Annotated in this window: 19 protein-coding genes; 9 read left to right on the top strand and 10 right to left on the bottom strand. The window is 61.6% G+C overall.

Annotated elements, in window-relative coordinates; all coding sequences use genetic code 11:
- Positions 1-78 precede the first annotated feature (78 nt).
- Positions 79-1,842 carry a cation:proton antiporter gene (locus PverR02_RS31235; RefSeq protein ID WP_017850037.1) on the top strand — a complete coding sequence of 588 codons (1,764 nt, stop codon included), beginning with the start codon at positions 79-81 and terminating at the stop codon, positions 1,840-1,842.
- Between the two features lie 37 nt (positions 1,843-1,879).
- Here PverR02_RS31235 and PverR02_RS31230 read toward each other — a convergent pair whose 3' ends face one another.
- The 3 genes from PverR02_RS31230 to uvrD form a co-directional block, all read right to left on the bottom strand.
- The gene (locus PverR02_RS31230; RefSeq protein WP_079444959.1) at positions 1,880-2,287 is read right to left on the bottom strand and encodes an SMI1/KNR4 family protein; all 408 of its coding nucleotides are present in this window, start codon (positions 2,285-2,287) and stop codon (positions 1,880-1,882) included.
- A gap of 136 nt (positions 2,288-2,423) precedes the next feature.
- Complete coding sequence (locus PverR02_RS31225) at positions 2,424-3,293, bottom strand: Tim44 domain-containing protein (protein ID WP_017850035.1); 870 nt, start codon at positions 3,291-3,293, stop codon at positions 2,424-2,426.
- A gap of 315 nt (positions 3,294-3,608) precedes the next feature.
- Positions 3,609-5,792: a DNA helicase II gene (gene uvrD / locus PverR02_RS31220; RefSeq protein WP_017850034.1), complete on the bottom strand. Its 2,184-nt coding sequence runs from the start codon at positions 5,790-5,792 to the stop codon at positions 3,609-3,611.
- A 279-nt stretch (positions 5,793-6,071) separates the two neighbouring features.
- Here uvrD and PverR02_RS31215 point away from each other — a divergent pair, with 279 nt between their 5' ends.
- The 3 genes from PverR02_RS31215 to PverR02_RS32850 all read left to right on the top strand — a co-directional run bounded on the left by PverR02_RS31215 (position 6,072) and on the right by PverR02_RS32850 (position 10,393).
- On the top strand, positions 6,072-8,945 hold the full coding sequence (locus tag PverR02_RS31215) for an EAL domain-containing protein (RefSeq protein ID WP_017850033.1): 2,874 nt from the start codon (positions 6,072-6,074) through the stop codon (positions 8,943-8,945).
- 162 nt (positions 8,946-9,107) lie between these two features.
- The gene (gene hexR, locus PverR02_RS31210) at positions 9,108-9,974 is read left to right on the top strand and encodes a transcriptional regulator HexR (protein WP_017850032.1); all 867 of its coding nucleotides are present in this window, start codon (positions 9,108-9,110) and stop codon (positions 9,972-9,974) included.
- Between the two features lie 221 nt (positions 9,975-10,195).
- Complete coding sequence (locus PverR02_RS32850; protein WP_079444958.1) at positions 10,196-10,393, top strand: PA3496 family putative envelope integrity protein; 198 nt, start codon at positions 10,196-10,198, stop codon at positions 10,391-10,393.
- Here the strand turns inward: PverR02_RS32850 and PverR02_RS31200 are convergent.
- Entirely contained in the window at positions 10,323-11,297 is a 975-nt protein-coding gene (locus PverR02_RS31200) for a LysR family transcriptional regulator (RefSeq protein ID WP_017850031.1), read from the bottom strand. The two genes, PverR02_RS32850 and PverR02_RS31200, sit on opposite strands and share 71 nt — an antisense overlap.
- A 197-nt stretch (positions 11,298-11,494) precedes the next feature.
- Here PverR02_RS31200 and PverR02_RS31195 point away from each other — a divergent pair, with 197 nt between their 5' ends.
- Entirely contained in the window at positions 11,495-12,910 is a 1,416-nt protein-coding gene (locus PverR02_RS31195; protein ID WP_003213442.1) for an acetyl-CoA carboxylase biotin carboxylase subunit, read from the top strand.
- 11 nt (positions 12,911-12,921) lie between these two features.
- Positions 12,922-14,730 (top strand): sodium-extruding oxaloacetate decarboxylase subunit alpha, encoded by a 1,809-nt coding sequence (oadA, locus tag PverR02_RS31190; protein ID WP_046381604.1) that lies wholly within the window; start codon positions 12,922-12,924, stop codon positions 14,728-14,730.
- 91 nt (positions 14,731-14,821) lie between these two features.
- Here oadA and PverR02_RS31185 read toward each other — a convergent pair whose 3' ends face one another.
- Complete coding sequence (locus tag PverR02_RS31185; protein WP_026140406.1) at positions 14,822-16,114, bottom strand: autotransporter outer membrane beta-barrel domain-containing protein; 1,293 nt, start codon at positions 16,112-16,114, stop codon at positions 14,822-14,824.
- A 293-nt stretch (positions 16,115-16,407) separates the two neighbouring features.
- Here PverR02_RS31185 and PverR02_RS31180 point away from each other — a divergent pair, with 293 nt between their 5' ends.
- Together PverR02_RS31180 and PverR02_RS31175 are read left to right on the top strand one after the other, a co-directional pair.
- Positions 16,408-17,748 carry a type II toxin-antitoxin system HipA family toxin gene (locus tag PverR02_RS31180; RefSeq protein ID WP_079444957.1) on the top strand — a complete coding sequence of 447 codons (1,341 nt, stop codon included), beginning with the start codon at positions 16,408-16,410 and terminating at the stop codon, positions 17,746-17,748.
- On the top strand, positions 17,745-18,026 hold the full coding sequence (locus PverR02_RS31175; RefSeq protein ID WP_017850027.1) for a helix-turn-helix domain-containing protein: 282 nt from the start codon (positions 17,745-17,747) through the stop codon (positions 18,024-18,026). The genes PverR02_RS31180 and PverR02_RS31175 overlap by 4 nt, the downstream gene beginning before the upstream one ends.
- A gap of 4 nt (positions 18,027-18,030) precedes the next feature.
- Here the strand turns inward: PverR02_RS31175 and PverR02_RS31170 are convergent, their stop codons facing one another.
- Together PverR02_RS31170 and PverR02_RS31165 are read right to left on the bottom strand one after the other, a co-directional pair.
- Positions 18,031-18,861, bottom strand: a complete 831-nt coding sequence (locus PverR02_RS31170; protein WP_017850026.1) for an amino acid ABC transporter permease — start codon at positions 18,859-18,861, stop codon at positions 18,031-18,033.
- Positions 18,858-19,679, bottom strand: coding sequence for an ABC transporter substrate-binding protein (locus tag PverR02_RS31165; protein ID WP_017850025.1), 822 nt, complete (start codon positions 19,677-19,679; stop codon positions 18,858-18,860). The genes PverR02_RS31170 and PverR02_RS31165 overlap by 4 nt, the downstream gene beginning before the upstream one ends.
- A 114-nt stretch (positions 19,680-19,793) precedes the next feature.
- Here PverR02_RS31165 and PverR02_RS31160 point away from each other — a divergent pair, with 114 nt between their 5' ends.
- Positions 19,794-20,696 carry a homocysteine S-methyltransferase family protein gene (locus PverR02_RS31160; protein WP_079444956.1) on the top strand — a complete coding sequence of 301 codons (903 nt, stop codon included), beginning with the start codon at positions 19,794-19,796 and terminating at the stop codon, positions 20,694-20,696.
- 562 nt (positions 20,697-21,258) lie between these two features.
- Here the strand turns inward: PverR02_RS31160 and PverR02_RS31150 are convergent.
- Genes PverR02_RS31150 through PverR02_RS31140 form a run of 3 tightly spaced genes read right to left on the bottom strand, consistent with a single transcriptional unit; the run spans position 21,259 to position 23,022 of the window.
- Positions 21,259-21,930 carry a GNAT family N-acetyltransferase gene (locus PverR02_RS31150; protein WP_017850023.1) on the bottom strand — a complete coding sequence of 224 codons (672 nt, stop codon included), beginning with the start codon at positions 21,928-21,930 and terminating at the stop codon, positions 21,259-21,261.
- Between the two features lie 10 nt (positions 21,931-21,940).
- Positions 21,941-22,387: a GNAT family N-acetyltransferase gene (locus tag PverR02_RS31145; RefSeq protein WP_017850022.1), complete on the bottom strand. Its 447-nt coding sequence runs from the start codon at positions 22,385-22,387 to the stop codon at positions 21,941-21,943.
- A complete protein-coding gene (locus tag PverR02_RS31140) occupies positions 22,384-23,022 on the bottom strand; it encodes an FMN-binding negative transcriptional regulator (RefSeq protein WP_017850021.1) in 639 nt (212 codons plus the stop codon). Before PverR02_RS31140 ends, PverR02_RS31145 begins: the two co-directional genes overlap by 4 nt.
- Positions 23,023-23,078: the final 56 nt, after the last annotated feature.

Here is a 23,078-nt window from a genome sequence, read left to right as displayed (position 1 = left end):
TTCCTTCCGCTCTTTACGAAGTTTCAAAGGCGCGGTGGACGTGGGAAAAGCGCCAGTACCCTCAAGGAGCCCCTCGCCATGCACGCCATCAGCTTTATCCAGGATCTGGCCGTGATCATGTTGGTGGCTGGGGTCGTGACTATCCTGTTTCATCGCCTCAAGCAGCCGGTGGTGCTCGGTTACATCGTCGCCGGGTTCATCATCGGCCCCCACACGCCGCCGTTCGGCCTGATCCACGATGAAGACACCATCAAGACCCTCGCCGAACTGGGGGTGATCTTCCTGATGTTCTGCCTGGGCCTGGAGTTCAGCCTGCGCAAGCTGTTCAAGGTGGGAGCCACGGCGTTTATCGCGGCCTTCCTGGAAATCGTGCTGATGATCTGGATCGGCTACGAGATCGGCCGCTGGTTCGACTGGAACACCATGGACTCGCTGTTCCTCGGCGCGATCCTGGCGATTTCCTCGACCACCATCATCGTCAAGGCGCTCAACGACCTGAAGATGAAAGACCAGCGCTTCGCCCAACTGATTTTTGGCGTGCTGATCGTCGAGGACATCCTCGGCATCGGCATCATCGCCTTGCTGTCGAGCATCGCCGTCAGTGGCACGGTCAGCTCCGGCGAGGTGTTTTCCACGGTCGGCAAGCTCTCGCTGTTCATGATCGTCGCGCTGGTCATCGGGATTTTGCTGGTGCCGCGCTTGCTGGCCTACGTGGCCAGGTTCGACAGCAATGAAATGCTGCTGATTACCGTGCTGGGCCTGTGTTTCGGTTTTTGCCTGCTGGTGGTCAAGCTGGAATACAGCATGGTGCTGGGGGCGTTCCTGATCGGCGCGATCATGGCCGAATCCCGCCAGTTGATTAAGATCGAGCGCCTGATCGAGCCGGTTCGCGACATGTTCAGCGCAATCTTCTTTGTCGCCATTGGCTTGATGATCGACCCGCAGATCCTGCTGCAATATGCCTGGCCGATTGCCGTGATCAGCGTGGCCGTGGTGCTGGGCAAGATGTTGTCCTGCGGCATGGGCGCATTTATCGCCGGCAATGACGGCCGCACCTCGTTGCGCGTTGGGATGGGTCTGTCACAAATTGGTGAGTTTTCCTTCATCATCGCGGCGCTCGGCATGACCTTGCAGGTGACCAGCGACTTCCTCTACCCGGTGGCGGTCGCGGTGTCGGCGATCACCACATTGCTCACCCCATACCTGATTCGCGGCGCCGACCCATTGTCGCTGAAGATTGCCGCCGTGATGCCCAAGCGCATGAGCCGGGTATTTGGCCTCTATGGCGAATGGCTGCGCAGCATTCAGCCCCACGGCGAGGGGGCGCTGCTGGCGTCGATGATCCGCAAAATCGTGCTGCAAGTGGGGGTGAACCTGGCGCTGGTGGTGGCGATCTTCTTTACCGGCAGTTATTTCGCGCTGCGTATCGGCGGGTATCTGGAGGGCTGGATCAGTGATCCAAGCTGGCAGAAGGCGTTGATCTGGGGCGCGGCGTTGCTGTTGTCGCTGCCGTTCCTGATTGCGGCGTACCGCAAGCTCAAGGCGCTGTCGATGCTGCTGGCGGAGATGAGCGTCAAGCCGGAAATGGCCGGGCGGCATACCCAGCGCGTGCGTCGGGTGATCGCCGAGGTGATCCCGATTTTGTCGCTGCTGGTGATCTTCCTGCTATTGGCGGCGTTGTCGGCGAGTATTCTGCCAACCAACAAGTTGCTGGTGCTGATCGCCGTGGTCGCGGCGGCGGTGGCGGCCGTGCTCTGGCGGTGGTTCATCCGCGTGCATACGCGGATGCAGGTCGCTTTGCTGGAGACTCTGGATAACCACAAGGATACGCCGGAACACTGAGGAGGCTGGGCCGCCCCGCGCGAGCAGGACGCAGGTGTCAGCTTTCCAGCCAGACGTCCCGTGCCCAGTGCCACACCGACTCCCAGGTTTCTTCGGTGACGAGTTCTTCTTCGGCGCACCACAGCACTACGGTGCCGTCTTCTTCGACGCAGTAGTAGTCGTCGCCGTCCTGGCAGATCGGGATCATGGTGCGGTCAACACCGGCATCCCAGGCGTTGGCCGCCACATCCGGCAGGTAGGTGTGGGACTGCGGGTCGGTGACGGTCACCGGTTCCAGGCTGCCGTACACCACGTCGCTGACGGTTAGCAGGAATTCGCGGAAGACAAACGGGATGTCGATGAACAGCTGTTCCTCGATTTCCACCAGTTGGTCTTCATCAGGCAGTTCCAGAGGAACCGGAACCGGTTCGTTGGCTTCACGCAATTGTTCGATGACTTCTTCCACGGCCGGGATCCTCTTGCTAGATGGCGCGGTTTACAGGGGCGTTTTATACAGTAGCTCGCTATAAGTGCAACCGTGAAATAGAAAACCCCGGAACATGTCCGGGGTTTTGCTTACGGCTTGTTCAAGCGTGTGGCTATCAGCCGTTCTGGCGGATACCGGCGACCAGCCAAGGCTGGTTGTCGCCTTGGGCGCGTTCCATGTTCCAGCTTTCGCTGAACACTTCGCCCTGGTCGAAACGCGAGGTCTTCGACACACCGCTGAACGTCAGGGTGGCGATGGTCTTGTCGGCGCGATCGTCCACACCTTCGAGCTGCACGCGCAGGTCGTCGATGTAGGTCGACTGGAAGCCGTCGCCCAGGTCGGCGCGTTCGCGCTTGAGGAACTCGAGCAGTTGCGGGGTCACGAACTCGGAGATTTTATCCATTTCGTTGGCGTCCCAGTGCTGCTGCAGGGACTGGAAGTGGCTGCGGGCCGCTTCGACGAAACGCTCTTCGTTGAACCAGGCTGGCGCATTGATCACCGGGCGGGCAGCAGCAGGCGCGGCCGAACCACCGAAGATCGAACCCATGGCTGGCTTCTGCTCGAACACTTCACGCTGCATCGGCGCGCCGGCTGGAGCCATGTGCTCCTGCTGCTTGCGACGACGGGCGGCGATGAAGCGGAAGATCAGGAAGGCGATGACCGCCATGATCAGGATGTCGAAGATCTGCATGCCCTGGAAGCCGCCGCCCATGAACATGGATGCGAGCAGGCCACCGGCGGCGATACCGGCCAGAGGGCCCAACCAGCGCGAAGCACCGCCGGCCTTGGCGGCTGCGCCTGCAGCACCGGCCGCGCCTGCAGTGGCGGCAGCACCGCCGACGCCAGCGGACGGAGCCATTTGGCTGGTCTGGTGAGTTGGTGCCGAGCCTATGCTTTTGCCGCCACCGAAGCGTTTGGCGTTGGCATCGAGGCTCATCGTCAGGCCAATGCACAGCGCCATGGCGATGCTAAGAAAACGTTTCATAAAGGGAATTCCCATTTGTGGATTGCACGCGCGCCATGTTGCACAGGTGTCGTGACAGTGGCTAGCGACATAATGTTTCGGGCTTTTGCGTAAGACAGAATCCGAAGGGTCTGTAGGACTAGTTACAGATATTGGCCCGCGCGCATCAAAAACAAGGGTGGACGCGAAACCTTCATGCTGAACCGTCCTTCTGTCTGTAGGAGCGAGCTTGCTCGCGAAGATCGCCAACGATAACGCGGGCATCCTGGATGAGACGCGTTGTCTGAGGGTTTTTCGCGAGCAAGCTCGCTCCTACAGGGGGAAGGGGTCAGCGTGTCAGACCGCTTCGAGCTTCGCGTAACCCATCATCAGCCACTTGCTGCCCTCGGCGAAGTTCACCTGCACCCGTGCCTGGGCGCCGGCGCCTTCGAAGTTGAGGATCACCCCTTCACCGAAGATCGCATGCTTGACCTGCTGGCCAAGGCTGAACGGGGTTTCCGGGATCTCGGAACCGGCAAACAGGCTGCTGGAGTTCTGCTGCTGTCCGCCGCCGAACGGGCGACTGACGCTGTTGGACAGGCGCACTTCCTGGATCAGCCCCTTCGGCACTTCCCGCACGAAGCGCGACACCTTGTTGTAGGTCTCGCTGCCATACAAGCGACGGGTCTCGGCGTAGGTCATCACCAGGTTCTGCATCGCCCGGGTAATGCCCACATAGGCCAGGCGGCGTTCTTCCTCAAGGCGGCCGGGCTCTTCCAGGCTCATCTTGTGGGGGAACAGGCCTTCTTCCATGCCCACCAGGAACACATACGGGAACTCCAGGCCCTTGGCGCTGTGCAAGGTCATCAGCTGGATGCTGTCTTCATGCTCATCGGCCTGGGTATCACCGGCTTCCAGCGACGCATGGCCGAGGAACGCGGCGAGCGGGGTCAGTTCTTCATCGGCCTCGGTGTTTTCAAACGCGCGGGCGGCGCTGACCAGTTCCTCAAGGTTTTCCACCCGGGCCTGGCCTTTTTCGCCTTTTTCCGCTTCGTGATAGGCAATCAGCCCGGACTGCTCGATCACGGTCTGGGTCATCAAATGCAGGGGCATGTCCGCGCACTTGGCCGCCAGGTTCTCGATCAGCTCGACAAACACACCCAACGCCCCGGCAGCACGGCCGGTCAGGCCTTTATTGGCGATCAGCAAGCGCATGGCTTCCCACATCGACACATCGGCGTGGCGCGCATGGTCGCGAATCGCTTCAACGGTTTTTTCGCCGATGCCGCGGGCCGGGATATTGATCACCCGCTCCAGCGCCGCGTCGTTGCCGCGACCTTCCAGCAAACGCAGGTAGGCCATGGCGTTCTTGATTTCGGCGCGCTCGAAGAAACGCTGGCCGCCGTAAATGCGGTACGGGATGCGCTCGCGCAGCAAGGCTTCTTCCAGCACCCGCGATTGGGCGTTGGAGCGGTACAGAATCGCGATGTCGCTGCGCGCCAGGCCGGTTTTCAATGCGCTTTCGATGGTTTCCACCACGTAGCGCGCTTCGTCGTGCTCGTTGAACGCCGCGTACAGGTTGATCGCTTCGCCTTCGCCGCCGTCGGTCCACAGCTCTTTGCCCAGGCGCCCGGTGTTATTGGCGATCAAGGCGTTGGCGGCTTTGAGGATCCCGGCGGTGGAGCGGTAGTTCTGCTCCAGGCGGATGGTGACCGCGTCCGGGAAGTCTTCGGAATACTGGTAGATGTTCTCGATTTTCGCGCCGCGCCAGCCGTAGATCGACTGGTCGTCGTCGCCCACCACCATCAGGCTGTCGCCGCCCTTGGCCAGCAGGCGCAACCAGGCGTACTGCACGGCGTTGGTGTCCTGGAACTCGTCGACCAGGATATGCCGGAAGCGTTTCTGGTAATGGGCCAGCAGGCCGGGGTTATCGCGCCACAGGTCGAGGGCGCGCAGCAGCAGCTCGGAGAAGTCGATCACGCCGGCGCGCACGCAGGCCGCTTCGTAGGCTTCATAAATGCTGCGCATGGTGGCCAGGAACAAATCGCCGCTGGCCTGGATATGTTGCGGGCGCAGGCCTTCGTCTTTCTGGCCATTGATGAACCATTGGGCCTGGCGCGCCGGCCAACGCTGTTCGTCGAGGCCCAGCTCGCGGATCACGCGCTTGACCAGGCGTTGCTGGTCATCGCTGTCGAGGATCTGGAAGGTCTGGGCCAGGCCCGCCTCCTGCCAATGCGCCCGCAGCAGGCGGTGCGCCAGGCCGTGGAAGGTGCCCACCCACATGCCGGCCGGGCTGATGCCCATCAACTGCTCGATGCGGTGGCGCATCTCGGCAGCGGCCTTGTTGGTGAAGGTCACCGACAGGATCGAATGCGGGGACGCGTTCTCGACCTGGATCAACCAGGCGATACGGTGTACCAGCACTCGGGTTTTACCGGAGCCAGCACCGGCCAGGACCAACTGACGGCCAACGGGGGCCGCTACGGCCTGGCGTTGGGCATCGTTGAGGGAATTCAGCAAAAGGGAGAGATCATCGCGCATCGGCGCATTCTATGGCCCGCGGGGGAGTGGGGCAAATCCCATTGGCGGATGGCCGACGGAAAACCTGCGGCGCGTGCCGGGGCGGGCACGCGTTCCGGCGGGGCTGATGACTGGTTGGTCATGGGCCACAGGCCGCGCCGCGTCTCGCTCAAGCCGTCTGGCCCCGAGGTTTGCGCGGTACGCCTCGCTGGTTTTTATGACGCGCAGCAGTTTGGCCCGAGCGCTTGCTTGTGTATGCTCCGTCGACGTTTCGGGCTCACCATTATAAGAACACTGCCTATGACCCTCAGCACCGACCTGTTTAGCCCCATGGCGGCGCCCGCGCAGGTTATCCGAAAACACTACGCTACCGAGATGGCGGTCGAACGCACGCGCCTGCTCTACCAGGGTTCGCTGCTGCCGACCTTATTGATGCTGGTCAACGGCCTGGTCTGCGCCTGGTTGATCTGGAACCCCAAACATTACCTGCTCGACAGCATCTGGCTGGTCTGGCTGCTGGCGCTGGTCGCGCTGCGCGTGATCCAGGTGGCCGCCTTCGACTCGGCGATGCCCAGCCGCCAGGCCCAACCGATCTGGCGGCGCATGTTCATGCTCGGCTCGGCGGTCAGCGGCCTGACCCTGGCCATCGCCGCCATCGCCCTGGTGCCGGCAGACAGCTTTACGCAGCAAGCCTGGGTGTTCGGCCTGATCGGCGCGGCGACGTTGTCCGCCAGCGTTGCCTATGCGGTGAGCCTGCCGGCGTTCCTGTCATTTGCGCTGCCGTGCCTGGTGCCGGCCATTGTCTATCTCTTCTGGAACGGCGCCGCGCAGCAACAGGGTTGGGGTGTGCTCGGTCTGATCCTGCTGGCGTCCTTGAGTGTGGTGGCGTGGCAGGTCAACCGCCTGATCCAGCACGGGCTGTTGCGGCGCTTTCAGAACCAGGCGCTGATCGAGCATCTGCAACAGGCACAGCAGCGCAGTGAACAGTTGAATCAGGAGCTGGTGCGCGAAGTCGAGCAACGCCGCCAGGTCGAGCAGGAACTGCGCGAAGCGCAAATCGGCCTGCAGGACCGCGTGGCGCAACGCAGCCAGGAACTGGACGCCGCCAGCCTGGCCCTGAATAAAAGCGAAGCGCGCCTGGCGATGGCCCTGCAAGCCAGCGAACTGGGCCTGTGGGACTGGAACCTGCAAACCGACGAAGTCCACCACACCCAGCTCAAGGAACTGTTCGGCCTGGAGCCCGAGTTCGTCACGGCGATGCTCAGCCACCTCAAACCGCGCCTGCACCCCGACGACTTGCCGCTGCTCAAGCGTGCCCTGGTGGAGCATCTCAAGGGCCGCAGCGAGGACTATCTGGTGGAATACCGGGTGCGCCATGGCGATGGCCACTGGGTGTGGATCGAAGACCGCGGCCGCGCCGTGGAGCGTGCGCCCAGCGGTCGCGTGACGCGCATGCTCGGCACGCGCCGCGACATCAGCGCAAGCAAGGCGCTGGAGGAACAGCAACGCCTGGCCTCGACCGTATTCGAAGCGGCCAGCGAAGGCATTGTGATCCTCGACCCGGACTACGCGCTGCTCGCCGTCAACCAGGCCTTCAGTCGCGTCACCGGCTTTGATATCGACGACATGCTCGGGCGCAATGTGGTGGAGTTGCCGTGCAGCCGCGACGCCCGGCGGCACTTTCCGCTGATCCGCCAGGCGCTGCTCAGTCACGGTACCTGGCAGGGCGAGCTGGTGGAAACGCGTAAGAACGGCGAACTGTACCCACAGTGGCTGCAACTGAACGTGGTACGCGATATTCGAGGAAACGTCAGCCATATCGTAGGCTTCTTCGCCGATCTCTCGGCGCGGCGTGAATCCGAGGAGCGCATGCGCTACCTCACGCACTATGACGAATTGACCGGCCTGGCCAACCGCTCGCTGTTTCGCGAGCGGCTGCGCGAAGCGCATCAGCGGGTGCGCCAGGGCGGGCGCAGCCTGGCGTTGCTGCATATCAACCTGGACCGTTTCAAGTTGCTCAACGACAGCCTGGGCCATGACGTCGCCGACCAATTGCTGCAAAAAATGGCGCGACGTTTGATCAATGCCCTGCCCGAGGCCGACACCATCGCGCGTTTGTCCGGGGATGAGTTCGCCGTGCTTTTCGATGCCTACGGCAACCTCTCAAGCCTGGCGCGGGTGGCCACGCGCCTGCTGGCCAAGTTGCGCGTGCCGGTGACGGTGGAAGGGCATGAATTGGTGGTCAGCGCCTCGATGGGCGTCAGCCTGCTTCCGGATAATGCGCGGGAAATTTCGGCGTTGGTCAGCCAGGCGAACATGGCCATGCAACACGCCAAACACCTGGGCGGGAATAATTTCCAGTTCTACACCGACAGCCTGCAAGCCAGCACCCTGGAGCGTTTGCAGCTGGAAAACCAGCTGCGCAAGGCCATCGACGAGCGCCAGCTGTCGGTGTTCTACCAACCGAAATTGTGCCTGGCCAGCGGCAAACTGAACGCCGCCGAGGCGTTGATTCGTTGGGAGCATCCGCAGTGGGGCACGGTGCCGCCAAGCGACTTCATCGGCCTGGCCGAAGAAACCGGCCTGATCGTGCCGTTGGGCGAATTCGTCCTGCGCCAGGCCTGCTGGCAGGCTTGTGAGTGGCAGCGTCAGGGGCTGGCGCCGATACGTGTGTCGGTGAACCTGTCGGTGCATCAACTGCGTCAAGGCAAGCTGGTCAGCCTGGTGCGCCAGGTGCTGGAAGAAACCGGCCTGGACCCGCAATACCTGGAGCTGGAGCTGACCGAAAGCCAGCTGCTCGACAGTGTTGAGCACATCATCGCCACCTTCCAGCAACTGCGCGACCTGGGGGTGAAGTTGGCCATCGACGATTTTGGCACCGGCTATTCGTCCCTCAGTTACCTCAAGCGCATTCCCGTGGACTACGTGAAGATCGACCAGACCTTCATCCGCGGCCTCGGCCAGGGGCGGGAAGACGCGGCCATTACCCGTGCGATCATCGCCATGGCCCACGGTTTGGCGCTCAAGGTGGTGGCCGAAGGCGTGGAAGATCAGCAGCAGCTGGATTTCCTGCGCCGGGAGCGTTGCGATGAGGTGCAGGGCTACTTGATCAGCCGGCCGATGAAGGCCGAAGGGCTGGCAGATTTGTTACGGAAGAATGCGGATTTTTCCTAGAGACGTGCCTTCAGCCTTTGTGGCTACAACTTGGCTGCCCTTAGATTCAAAGGGCAGCAGGGCGATTTAGTGATGCATCGGACGGGCAAAACGGCAATTCTTGTAGTATAACTACAAGCTTGCTACATCCCTGGCGTCTGCCAATAACAAGAGTCCTGTCCTTTGAACCTGTTGCAACATATCGCCCAGTCGCGCCACCTGTTACGCAAATCGGAACTCAAGGTTGCCGACCACGTGCTGCTTGACCCTGCGGCCGTAATGCACAGTTCCATGGCCGACCTGGCCCACAGCGTGGGCATCAGTGAGCCGACCATCGTGCGCTTCTGCCGTGCCATCGGTTGTTCCGGCTTCCAGGACCTGAAACTCAAGCTGGCCCAAAGCCTGGCCGCCGGCGCGAGCTTCGGGCAGTTTGCGATTCACGAAGACGATTCCGTCGCCGACTACAGCCTCAAGATTTTCGACACCACGCTGCACACCCTGATGGAAGTGCGCGAGAAGCTCGACCCGGTGGCGCTGCAAAAGGCCGTGACGGCGATGTCCCAGGCCCAGCGTGTCGAGTTCTACGGGTTTGGCGCGTCGGGTGCGGTGGCGGCCGATGCCCAGCACAAATTCTTCCGACTGCTGCTTACGGCGGCGGCCTACAGCGACCCGCACATGCAGGCGATGTCGGCCGTGACGTTGAAGCCGACCGACGTGGCCATCTGTATTTCCCAGTCCGGCCGCTCCAAGGACTTGCTGATCACCGCCAACCTGGTACGTGAAAGCGGCGCCACGCTGATCACCCTGTGCCCGAGCCAGACGCCGTTGGCGGAACTGTCCACGGTCAACCTGGCGATCGATGTCCACGAAGACACCGAAATCTACACCCCGTTGACCTCGCGCATCGCCCACCTGGTGGTGATCGACGTGCTGGCGATGGGCGTGGCCATGGCGCGCGGGCCGAGCCTGGTCAACCACCTCAAGAGCGTCAAGCGCAGCCTGCGCAGCCTTCGTCTGTCGCCCAAGTCCGTCAAAGCCCTCGACGACTGAGCGCGATACAGCGATCCAAATGTGGGAGGGGGCTTGCTCCCGATAGCGGTGGTTCAGTCGCATATGCATCGACTGACACTCTGCCATTGGGAGCAAGCCCCCTCCCACATGTGCATGTCTCACCTGTCCAGAAGATTCATCGTCCTGTCATCCCCGCGCCGCCAAACCGTCATCCCTCGCGCCCATTCTGAACTCCCCGCACTCGCATTGGGAGACTCCAAATGGCCCGGCCCTACGAAGATAGCAACAGCTCCGTCAAGACCCGTCGTCAGCAGGAAGACCAGCGCCGCATGGCGTTCCGTCGCGCAATCGAAGACCGCTGTGATCAACGCCAATTGCTGCAAAGCATCACGGACTACCCGGAACTGCACTGGCAGGCACCCGCGGCTGCCCAGCGAAGCGCTCAGCCAGCGCGCTGATTTGCACCCGCTCGCTGCGGATAAAGCCCAGGAACGCATGGGCCACCGGTGACAGGCGCTTGGCCTTGGCCTGCACCAGGCACCAACTGCGGTACAGCGGCAGCTCTTCCACCGGCAGCTCCTTGAGCCCGCCGGTGGCCAGTTCCAGGTTCAGGGCGTGGCGTGTCAACAAGGCCACGCCCAACCCGGCCAACACGCATTCACGCTGCGCCTCGGCCGAGGCGACTTCCACTGTCTGGCTGAAGTGAACGCGTTTTTCTTTGAAGTACTCCTCGCAAGCCAGCCGCGTGCCGGAACCCGGTTCGCGCAGTAACAGCGTGTAAGGCTCCAGGTCGCGCAGGCGCAGCGCTCCTTGCTGGCTCAAGGGGTGGTCGGGCAGCGCCACGGCGACAATCGGGTTGTTGAGGAACGGCAGGAATTCGAGGCCCATGTCCTGGGGCACCATGGACATGATCACCAAGTCATCACGGTTGTCCGACAGTCGACGGATCACCTGGGCGCGGTTGACCACCGTCAGATGCAATTGCACCTCCGGATGCTGGCGCTTGAACGCGGCAAACAGGTGCGGCACGAAGTACTTGGCGCTGGACTCCACCGCCAGTTTCAGTTGGCCTTGCAGCGAGCCCTGCATATCCGACAGCTGCATATCGAGGTTTTCCAGGCGTCCGAAAATATCGCGACTGGCCCGTTGCAGCGCTTCGGCCGCCTCGGTCATGTAAAGTTTCTTACCGACGTAGTCGAACAACGGCTGGCCGATCAGCTCTTCCAGCTGACGAATTTGCAGGCTGACGGCCGGCTGGGTGAGGGACATTTCCTCGGCCGCCCGGCTGTAGGAGCGCAAATCACACACCTCATTGAAGATCTGCAGTTGACGTAATGTCAGCCTCATCAATGACTTACGCATTTTTTTCAAGCCTCTTGGCGGCGTCCGGTCCGCCAACTATAAGTCTTTACTTATGCATGACCCAATAATTATTGATTTTTGTTAATCCCTCAGCAGGCTTAGTGTGTGCCTCGCGACTGGCTTGAAACATTTAGTCACGCGCCGACCCGAGTCTAGCGGGTCGAAGAACGCAGCAATCGGCTCAAGGGAATTTCCAAGTGATAAAAAAGATCCTGATCGCCAACCGTGGTGAAATTGCCGTGCGAATCGTGCGTGCCTGCGCCGAGATGGGCATTCGCTCGGTCGCGGTCTATTCCGACGCCGACCGCCACGCGTTGCACGTCAAACGTGCCGACGAGGCCCACAGCATCGGCGCCGAACCCCTAGCCGGTTACCTGAACCCGCGCAAGCTGGTGAACCTGGCCGTGGAAACCGGTTGCGATGCGTTGCATCCCGGTTACGGTTTCCTCTCGGAAAACGCGGAACTGGCGGACATTTGCGCCGAACGTGGGATTAAATTCATCGGTCCATCCGCGGAAGTGATCCGCCGCATGGGCGACAAGACCGAAGCGCGCCGCAGCATGATCAAGGCCGGCGTACCGGTCACCCCCGGCACCGAAGGCAACGTCGCCGACATCGCCGAAGCCCTCACCGAAGGCGACCGCATCGGTTACCCGGTGATGCTCAAGGCCACCTCCGGTGGCGGCGGTCGCGGCATTCGTCGTTGCAACAGCCGTGAAGAACTCGAACAAGCCTTCCCCCGCGTGATCTCCGAAGCCACCAAGGCCTTCGGTTCGGCGGAAGTGTTCCTGGAAAAATGCATCGTCAATCCCAAGCACATCGAAGCGCAGATCCTCGGTGACAGCTTCGGCAACGTGGTGCATCTGTTCGAGCGCGATTGCTCGATCCAGCGCCGTAACCAGAAGCTCATCGAAATCGCCCCGAGCCCGCAACTGACCCCTGAACAGCGCGCCTACATCGGCGATCTGTCGGTGCGCGCAGCCAAGGCCGTGGGTTACGAAAACGCCGGCACCGTGGAGTTCCTGCTCGCCGAGGGCGAGGTGTACTTCATGGAGATGAACACCCGGGTGCAGGTGGAACACACGATCACCGAAGAAATCACCGGGATCGACATCGTTCGCGAGCAGATCCGCATCGCCTCGGGCCTGCCGCTCTCGGTGAAGCAGGAAGACATCCAGCACCGTGGTTTTGCGTTGCAGTTCCGGATCAACGCCGAAGACCCGAAGAACAACTTCCTGCCCAGCTTCGGCAAGATCACCCGCTATTACGCGCCCGGCGGCCCCGGCGTGCGTACCGACACGGCGATCTACACCGGCTACACCATCCCGCCGTTCTACGATTCCATGTGCCTGAAACTGGTGGTGTGGGCGTTGACCTGGGAAGAAGCCATGGACCGCGGCCTGCGTGCCCTGGATGACATGCGCCTGCAAGGCGTGAAGACCACCGCCGCCTACTACCAGGAAATCCTGCGCAACCCGGAATTCCGCAGCGGCCAGTTCAACACCAGTTTTGTGGAAAGCCACCCTGAGCTGACCAACTACTCGATCAAGCGCAAACCCGAAGAGCTGGCCCTGGCCATCGCCGCCGCCATCGCCGCCCACGCAGGCCTGTGAGGAATATAACAATGAGCAAGAAGATCTTTGTCACCGACACCATCCTGCGCGACGCTCACCAATCGTTGCTGGCCACCCGCATGCGTACCGACGACATGCTGCCGATCTGCGACAAGCTCGACAAAGTCGGCTACTGGTCCCTGGAAGTCTGGGGCGGCGCGACCTTCGACGCCTGCGTGCGCTTTTTGAAAGAAGACCCGTGGGAGCGTCTGCGCAAATTGCGCGCTGCGTTGCCTAACACCCGCCTGCAAATGCTGCTGCGCGGCCAGAACCTGTTGGGCTATCGCCACTACAGCGACGACGTGGTCAAAGCCTTCGTCGCCAAGGCCGCCGTCAACGGTATCGACGTGTTCCGCATCTTCGACGCGATGAACGACGTGCGTAACCTGCGCGTGGCCATCGAAGCGGTCAAGGCCGCCGGCAAACACGCCCAGGGCACCATCGCCTACACCACCAGCCCGGTACACACCATCGACGCGTTTGTGGCCCAGGCCAAGCAAATGGAGTCCATGGGCTGCGACTCGGTGGCGATCAAGGACATGGCCGGCCTGCTCACGCCATACGCCACCGGCGAGCTGGTCAAGGCACTGAAAGCCGAGCAGAGCCTGCCGGTGTTCATCCACTCGCATGACACGGCGGGTTTGGCAGCGATGTGCCAACTCAAGGCCATCGAAAACGGTGCCGAGCACATCGATACCGCGATCTCCAGCTTCGCCTGGGGCACCAGCCACCCGGGCACCGAGTCGATGGTCGCCGCCCTTAAAGGCAGCGAATTCGACACCGGCCTCGACCTGGAACTGCTGCAGGAAATCGGCCTGTACTTCTACGCCGTGCGTAAGAAGTATCACCAGTTCGAAAGCGAATTCACCGCGGTCGACACGCGCGTGCAAGTCAACCAAGTGCCGGGCGGGATGATTTCCAACCTGGCCAACCAGCTCAAAGAGCAGGGCGCACTCAACCGCATGGGCGAAGTGCTGGCTGAAATTCCGCGGGTGCGTGAAGACTTGGGCTTCCCGCCGCTGGTCACCCCGACCTCGCAGATCGTCGGCACCCAGGCGTTCTTCAACGTGCTGGCCGGCGAGCGCTACAAGACCATCACCAACGAAGTGAAGCTCTACCTGCAAGGCGGCTACGGCAAAGCGCCGGGCACGGTGAACGGGCAACTGCGTCGCCAGGCCATCGGCAGCGAAGACGTGATCGACGTGCGCCCGGCCGACCTGCTCAAGCCGGAAATGAACAAGCTGCGCGGCGAAATCGGTGCGTTGGCCAAATCTGAAGAAGACGTGCTGACCTACGCCATGTTCCCGGACATTGGCCGCAAGTTCCTCGAAGAACGTGACGCCGGCACCCTGACTCCGGAAGTGTTGCTGCCGATCCCGGAAGCCGGCGGCGTGGCCCGTGCGGGTGGCGAAGGCGTACCGACCGAGTTCGTCATCGACGTCCACGGCGAAAGCTACCGCGTCGACATCACCGGTGTTGGCGTGAAAGCTGAAGGCAAGCGTCACTTCTACCTGTCCATCGACGGCATGCCCGAAGAAGTGGTGTTCGAACCGCTCAACGAGTTCGTCGGCGGTGGCGGTAGCAAGCGCAAGCAAGCCACCGAGCCAGGCCATGTGAGCACCACGATGCCGGGCAATATCGTCGACGTGCTGGTCAAGCCAGGCGACGTCGTCAAGGCCGGCCAGGCGGTGCTGATCACCGAAGCGATGAAGATGGAAACCGAAGTGCAGGCCGCGATTGCCGGCAAGGTGACCGCCGTTCATGTAGCCAAGGGCGACCGGGTGAACCCTGGCGAAATCCTGATTGAAATCGAAGGCTGATCCAGCCTTCGACACTACCGTTTAATCCTCGGGGGAGCAGGTGCTCCCCTTTTTTTTCGCCCGTAATTTGGCCGGCGCGCGCAGCGTGGGGTCAGAACCGCATTTGCCATTGGCCCATCAGGCCCTGGTTGCGGCTATGGTTGCCTGTTTCGCTGGCGTAGGTCAGGCCCACGGTGTGTTGCGGCGAGAGTGCGAGGTCCAGGCCGGCTCGGACGTTCAGGCTGTCGCGGTCCAGCGACGTGCCCTGGACAGTGAAGCTGTCAATCAGCCCCGGCGCAGCGCGAAAGGATTGACTGACCCGGCTGTCGACGTCGCCGTACAGGTGTTTCCAACTGGCGCTGAGGTGGGGGGCCAGGCTCATCTGGTTATCGAACCGATACAGCGACGCCAGGCGAAGACCGAAGGTGCTGCTCAGGTTCTGTTGGTTTTGCGAGCCGACGTTCAGCGCAGTCAGGCCACCCCGCTCCTTGAAACCGTCGCGGTGATAGCGCTGGTAACCGAGGCCGGCGAAGGGTTCCACGCTCAAATCCGCAGTGCCCAATTGGTAGCCCATTTCGGAGAAGACGGTTTGGCTGTTGGCGTTGTAATTGGCCCTGAGCTGCTCGGTGTAATCGAGCAACTTGACGCTGCGCTTGTTCTGCCCGTCATGGCTGCTGTAGATCGCTCCCAGGCGCAGGGCCAACGGGCCGTCCTGCCGCACGGCATAGCTGCCCAGGTGCCAGCTGTCGAGGTCGGCGGAAAAACGCGCGGCGTCGAGGTGGCTGCTGGATTTGGCGCCCATCACGCCGACACGCCAGGCGTGGTCGAGCGCCCAGTCGGCCCCCAGCAACAGGCCTTGGGTGCCATGTTTCAGACCGGCGCTGCCGCCTTTTTTGTCGAGCGTGCCGTCGTTGCCCAGGCTTTGCACCCAGAAGTGGCCAGCGTCGTCGGCGGGCAGGGTGCGCAGGATCGACAACAGTTGGCTGCTCAGTTGCTGCGTGGTGTTCTGGGTCGCGGCGGCGAGATTGGCGTTCTGGCTGGCGGCCAATTGCTCAAGGGCCGCGCCGATGCCACCGGGCTGCTTGTCCAGCGCGTCGGCGAATTTTTCCAGGGCTTTGATCTGTTCGGAGGTCAGTTCGCCGGACTCCAGCAACTGAACCAGCGCAGGTTCCAGGGCCTTGGCGAGCTGCAGGCCATTGTGCGTGGTGGCGCGCTGAGTGAGGTAACCGTCGATGGGTTCGGCTTTTTCAGACGCTGCGTCGGCCCACTCATTATCAAGCGCCTCATAGGGTTGGAAATGGTACGGCCGGTATTCGATATCGCCCCGCGCCTGGGCGTGTTGAAGGCTGGCGGCGCTGATCGCAAGCGCCATGACAAGTGCAAATCGTGGGGGTGTAAAGGGCATGTGATCCCAACCTCTGATGAATGAGGCCGGAAATTTAGCGAGATGGCGGGGCGATAACTGTCAGGCTATCGACCCCTGGTTTGCGGGAGTTGTCTGTAGTGCGGTGCGATTAAAAACGCATCGGGCTTTGTCCGCGACAGGATAAATGGCCATCTCATTTGCATTAAAATGCATTTTTAGATTAATTCTGGCGATATAAATGCATTTTAATGCGTAAATCTGGTCATCTGCTGAGCGGTAAATGCACTATATTGCAGTACGCGTCCCGAACATTGCTTGCCAGGTGCACTTAAATGCAGATGGAAACGACCTACTCTTTGATACTGCAGATTTTCACCGCTGGTCATTGGCGTGACGCTATGCGGTTGGAGTTCTCGGAGCCTGAAAAGGGTTTTGATGGACCTTGCAGGTTTCATTATCGACAGGATTATCTAGTCGATAACCTGGACGCTGTCCGATTGCCTTTTTCCAAATCTGTCAGTGCGCGGTTTCCACTGGAGTGGGATGTTGCGGTTCTCAAGAAAGCGCCTGCTTTTTTGCACGATATTGCACCGGCAGGGGCCGCCAAACGTTCTTTGATGAAACGTATCGGCCATGAGAAGCCGGAGGGCGTCAGTGCCGATTTGTTTCTACTAGGTCGCAGTACGCCGGCCCCCATTGGCCATATGCGGGTCAAGGAATCCGTGCAGGCACTGGACGGTACCGCACCGATTGGTTTTCCTCGTCGGGAAGTGATCAACCGCGATAACAGCTTTCTGGAATATGCCTATGAACAAGGCGCGGCAATCGGCGGGGCAACGGGCGCGGGCGGTGAGGCTCCGAAACTGTTGATGACGCAGAATGCTGATGGCTTGCTGTACCCGGACGCTACCCTGAACGATGCCGAGGTTACCCAACATTGGTTTATCAAGTTCGCACGTAACCAGGCGACCCAGAATGATCAAGACATCCTGAGAAGTGAGTATCACTACTACAGAGCTCTTCAGGCCCTGGGAATAGAGACGGTGGGTGCCGAAGGGCTGGCATTGGAAGAGGCCACCAAGCCGAGCCTTTGGATGCACCGCTTCGATCGCAAGGTCAGTAACGCCGGTGTCGAACGATTGGCCGTTGAGTCGATTTATTCCTTGGCGGGAGTGACGACGCCTGGCAGTTACATGGATCATCTTGAGGTGATCAGACTGCTGGTGAATCAATGGCGCGCGGTTGGGCAAGAAGAGCAGGTTGCCGATCTGGTTGCGGAGTACCTACGCCGAGACCTGCTGAACAAGGTGTTGGGTAACTCGGATAACCACGGGCGAAATATGTCGATCATCCGAGGTACCGACTCTCTGCGTCTGGCGCCGATTTATGACTTGGCCCCCATGGTGATGGATGCCGAGGGCGTTACCCGAACGACCAAGTGGCCCAAAGCGCTGGAAGTGGCAGGTGATATCAATTGGCGAGGGGTCTGCGATGCACTGGCCGAGATTATTGACCCTGAGCAAAGTTTTGAGCGGCTGCGACAAGACGCCGAACACTTGCGAGCTCTGCCGGACATCTTGGCTGCAGGCGGTTTGCCAGCGGTCACCTTGAACCACCCCAGCGTCCCGTTGGGGAAACTGGACATGCGTCTGAAGCAATGGGGGCTGAAATGACCATTACCCTGGATGCCCGCGCCCTGTTAATCGAACGAGTCGAACAGGGGCTGGCTGATGGTTCCCTTGCAATTGGCGAAGCCGTGCGCCGCTTGCGCACCGAAGTCACTGGCCTGCACCAAAGCCAGTTCGCCAAGATGTGCAAGATTTCTGTGCGTACCCTGGTGCATATCGAACACGGCGAGGGCAATCAAACCCTGAAATCGCTGAACGCCGTGTTCCGCCCCTTTGGCTTGCAGATGGGCGTGGTCAAGGTGCGTCGCGAGTGGGATGACTGAGTCCTCACCCCCGTCGCACATACCCCTTGCCGTAATGCCGCTCCATGCGCGCCTGGATCAGTTCCAGGCCGAGGGACATCACCCAGTAGATGATCGCCGCCGTGGTGAGCATTTCGATGTAGCGATAGCTGGAGCGGCCGTAGGATTGCGCGAGGAACATCACTTCCCACACGCCCATCACCGAGATCAGGGAGGAGTCCTTGAGCATCGAGATGAACTGGTTGGTGGCGGGCGGGACGATGGTACGCATGGCCTGGGGCAGGGTGACGTGCCAGAAGATCGCACTGTCGCGCATGCCCAGGGCCAGGGCGGCTTCCCGTTGGCCGTGGGGCACGCCGAGGATGCCGGCGCGGAAGATTTCGCTCAGGTAGGCGCCGTAGTTCAGCGACAGCGCGATGATCCCGGCGACGATGGCCCCCGGCACCAGGCCCAGTTGCGGCAGGCCCAGGTAGATCAGCAGGATCTGGATCAGCAGCGGTGTGCCACGGAAGAATGAGGCATAGAAACTCGCGACGCCAAAGGCTACCGCGCTTTTCGACAGGCGCCCCAGGGCGGTGATAAAGCCCAGTATCGATGACGCCACGATCGAGCACAGGCACAGGAACACCGTCAGCGCCGCGCCTTGCAGAAACCCGTTGGGCGCCAGATGCACGCCGACCAGATTGGGCAGCTTGTCGAGGATGATCGAGAACTTCAGGTCAAAGCTCAGGAAGAAGCTGGCGAACAGGCAGAACAGCGCGGCCCAGGTCAGGTACAGGCGCGTGCGAAAACCGAAGAATCGTTGTAGCCGCGACGCGCTGACCGGTGGTTTGGGTGGGGTGGGGAACGCGGTCATTGGCTGATGTCGGCGCCGATCCATTTTTGCGACAGCTTGCTCAAGGTGCCGTCCTGCTTCAACTGCGCGAAGACTTCACGCACTTTGCTGTCCCACTGCGGGTCGCCTTTTTCGATGGCCACCGAGTTGGGCTCGGCGTACAGCGCTTCGCCGGCCAGCTTGAAGCGCTTGTCCTGGCTCAGGCGCGGTTGGGCGGTGACCAGGTTGGTGAGGATCGCATCCAGGCGCACGCCGGCGCCCAGGCCCAGGTCCTGGAAGGCCACGTTGTCGGTGTCGTAGGGGGCAATCTGCACGTTCTCGAACGGGTACTGCAGTTGGGTGTCTTCGGCGCCTTCGATCACCAGGTTTTTGTTCAGGTAGCTCTCGTAGCTGGAGGCGCTGGTGAGGCCGACTTTCTTGCCGCTCAGGTCCTTGGCGCCGTGGATGCGCTCATCCTTGGCATTGACCACGATCACCGCAGGCGAGGCGTAGTACTCCACGGGGAAGTCGAACACTTCGGCGCGGGCCTTGCTTGGGGTCATCGAGCAGATGCAGATGTCGTAGCGCCCGCTCCAGCGGCCGGCGGCGATCACGTCCCAGGACGGGGTTTCCAGGCGCAGTTTGACCCCGAGTTTTTGCGCGACGGCCTTGGCCACGTCGACGTCGAAACCGTCGAGCTGGTTCTGCTCGTTGAGGAACGAGAAAGGCGGATAGCTTTCCATCAGCACGCCGACCAATTCGTGGTTTTGCTCAACCCGGTCCAGGGTTGCACCGCCGAAGGCTTGGGTGGAGGCAGCCAGCATGGTCAGGCCCAGGGCCAGTAGCGGTTTGAGTTTCAAGAGAGGCACCCGAATAAAAAAAGAAGTTGTTATGAAGCGAATTTACCGTATTAAATAGTTATAAGAGCGACTCTCATAGTGAGTTATTTTCATAAGCTTATGAGTAAAAAGCATATGGCCGCAGTACGCACAGTAATTCTCGATGGTGGCATGGGCCGCGAACTGCAACGCCGCGGCGCGCCGTTCCGACAGCCGGAGTGGTCGGCGCTGGCGTTGAGCGAAGCGCCGCAGGCGGTGGAAGCGGTACACGCGGCTTACATCCAGGCCGGTGCCGACGTGATCACCAGCAACAGCTATGCCGTCGTACCGTTTCATATCGGCGAAGCGCGGTTTGCCGCCGAGGGCCAGGCCCTGGCGGCGTTGGCCGGTGAATTGGCGCGGCGCGCGGTGGTGGCGTCCGGCCAAGCAGTGCGCGTGGCCGGCTCCCTGCCGCCGCTGTTCGGCTCGTATCGGCCCGACCTGTTCGAGGCCGACCGGGTCAGCGAACTGCTGACGCCCCTGGTGAACGGCCTGGCGCCTTATGTCGACCTGTGGCTGGCGGAAACCCAGAGTTCGATCGTCGAGGCGCGGGCCATTCATGCCGGTCTGCCGGCGGACGGCAAACCGTTCTGGCTGTCGTTTACCTTGAAGGACGAAGACACCGACGAGGTGCCGCGCCTGCGTTCCGGCGAGCCGGTGGCCGAGGCGGCCGAAGCGGCTGCGCAACTGGGCGTGCAGGTGTTGTTGTTCAACTGCAGCCAGCCGGAGGTGATCGGCGCGGCGATTGACGAGGCCCGCCAGACCTTCGAGTGCCTGGGGGTGGCGATCCAGATCGGCGCCTATGCCAACGCCTTCCCGCCACAGCCCAAGGAGGCCACGGCCAACGACGGCCTCGACCCGTTGCGCGACGACCTCGACCCGCCGGGCTACCTGCAATGGGCTGCCGATTGGCAGAAGCGCGGCGCCAGCCATTTGGGCGGTTGCTGCGGGATCGGACCGGAGCATATTGCGGTGTTGGCCAAGCAGCTTGCCGACTGACACCCAGTGCGGATTGCATTGAGGATCGAGTGTGGGAGGGGGCTTGCTCCCGTGGCGGCCTGTAGGCCGACCCTTCGCTCGGGTTGGAATGAGTACATATCCATTATTCAGGTGACGGCCGCTATGGGTTCCGCCCTTACGGCGGCTCACTTTTGAAAAGCGCAAAAGTAAGCAAAACGCTCTTGCCCCACCACTCGGTGCCTCGCCTAGGCTCGGCATGCCCGAACGCAGGCTTGAATCCGTGGGCCGCCGTCATGGGCCATCCCTGGCCCAGGACGGCTAACCCGGCGTCCTGCCGGGTTGCCCACGGATTCAAGCCTGCGTTCGGCCAGCGTGGTTAACGGGGCGCCTAAGATCAAAATCAAAAACAGAGCAAAAGCAGAGCAAAAGCAGAGCAACAGCAAAGCAACAGCTCGCGATACGACCGGGGTTTTCAGCGCCATCGGATGTGTAGATACCTACGCCGCGATAGCGGTAGACCAGTCGAAAATCAATCTCGACTGACCCACCGCCTCGCGGGCAAGCCCGCGCTCATATTCTGGTGCTGCGCTGTCTGTGGGATTTAGGCGCGACACTCCGCCAGGCTTTTCAATTGGCCTGAACCTGCCTGATTGGCTTCCGACAGCCAGTGCTCAAACCCTGCCCCGATCGGCGGCCATTCCGAGTCCAGAATCGAATACCACGCCGTGTCCCGGTTCTGCCCCTTGACCACCATGTGCTGGCGGAACACCCCTTCAAAACTGAACCCCAGGCGCTCGGCGGCGTATTTGGAGCGGGCATTGCCGTTATTGCATTTCCACTCCAGGCGGCGGTAGCCCAGTTCGAAAGCATGCTTGGCCAACAGATACACGGCCTCGGTGCTTTTCGGCGAGCGCTGCATCGGCGCGCCGAAGGTGACGTGGCCGATTTCGATGCGCCCGTGGGCCGGGACGATGGACATCAGGCTGAGGATGCCCTGCACATCGCCGCTGGCGCGGTCGATCACGCTGAAGAAATACGGCTCGTTGTGCTGGGCATGGTTATTCAGCCAGGCATCGAACGCGGTGCGGTCGCTGAACGGGCCATACGGCAAATAGTCCCACAGCTTGGGGTCGGCGCCGGGGCCTTCGAGGGCTTGCCACAGACCGTCGGCGTGGCGCGCCGGGTCGAGTTTTTCCAGGCGGATGAAACGCCCTTCGAGCAGTTGGACCGTGGGCGCCGGGGCACCTTGCCAGTCGGCGAGAGAGGTGGACATGCTGCGCTCCTTAAAGACCTTTGCGAAATTGGATGAAGCCAGGGCGTTCGGCGATGCGTTCGTACAGTTGGATCGCGGTGGCATTGGTCTCGTGGGTCAGCCAATGGACCTTGCAGCAGCCGTCGGCTTTGGCCGTGGCATAGACGTGTTCGATCAATTTGCGGCCCACGCCGCCGCCGCGCTGGGCCGGCGCCACCAGCAGGTCTTGCAGGTAGCAGGAGTTTTCAATGCTCCAGTTGGAGCGATGGTAGATGAAGTTGACCATGCCTACCGCTTTGCCGTCCTGCCAGGCGAGCGCGGAGTGGGTCGGCTCACGGGCGTCGATCAGGCGTTGCCAGGTGCTCTGGCTGACGGCGTCTGGCAGTTCGGTGTTGTAGAACTGCAAGTACGCGTGCCACAGCGCCAGCCAGGCGGCGTGGTCTGCGGCGGTGACGGGGCGGATGTCGATCGGGCTCATTCTGGGGCTCCTTGGGGAATGAAACGGGCGAGGGTCTGGTCGCGCACGTCGAGGCTGGCGGCCAGCCCCTCGCGCACGCCCTGGATGTCGGCGGCACTGCGGTTCTGGCTGAGTTTGCGTTTGCCGATCAGGCGTTCGATGGGCAAGGCGAAACCGACGATGGCCTTGAGCATGCCTTCAATGTAGTCGGCCGGGGCGTCGCTGACCTTCCAGGGCTGGGCGCGGCGGCCTTCGTGGCGGTCGGTGAGGGCGCTGACCACGCCGAGCAGGCGCTCGGCGTCGGTAAACACGTCGGCCGTGCCGTAGGCATGCACGGCCAGGTAATTCCAGGTGGGTACCACTTTGCCGTGCTCGGCCTTGCTCGGGTAAAACGCCGGGCTGACATAGGCGTCGGCCCCGGCAAAGATCACCAGCGCTTCGCCGCCGTTCTGCAGGTCGTGCCACTGCGGGTTGGCCTTGGCCATGTGGCCGTAGAGCGTACCGTTCGGGCCTTCGTTGGGGTTGAGCAGCAGTGGCAGGTGGCTGGCTAGCAGGCCGTGTTCACCCACGGTCACCACCTGCGCCAGGCGCGTGTGCTGGATCAGTTGCTGCAGTTCGGGCAAATCGTCGAGGGCAAAGGCGCGTGGTGTGTACATAAAAGTATTCCTTGGCGAATGCCTGCATCCTAGGCAGGCTAATGGTTCGTTGTAAG

It is taken from the genome of Pseudomonas veronii (genome assembly GCF_002028325.1).
Taxonomy (GTDB): Bacteria; Pseudomonadota; Gammaproteobacteria; order Pseudomonadales; family Pseudomonadaceae; genus Aquipseudomonas; species Aquipseudomonas veronii.
This window is presented reverse-complemented; position numbering and strand designations above follow the sequence as displayed.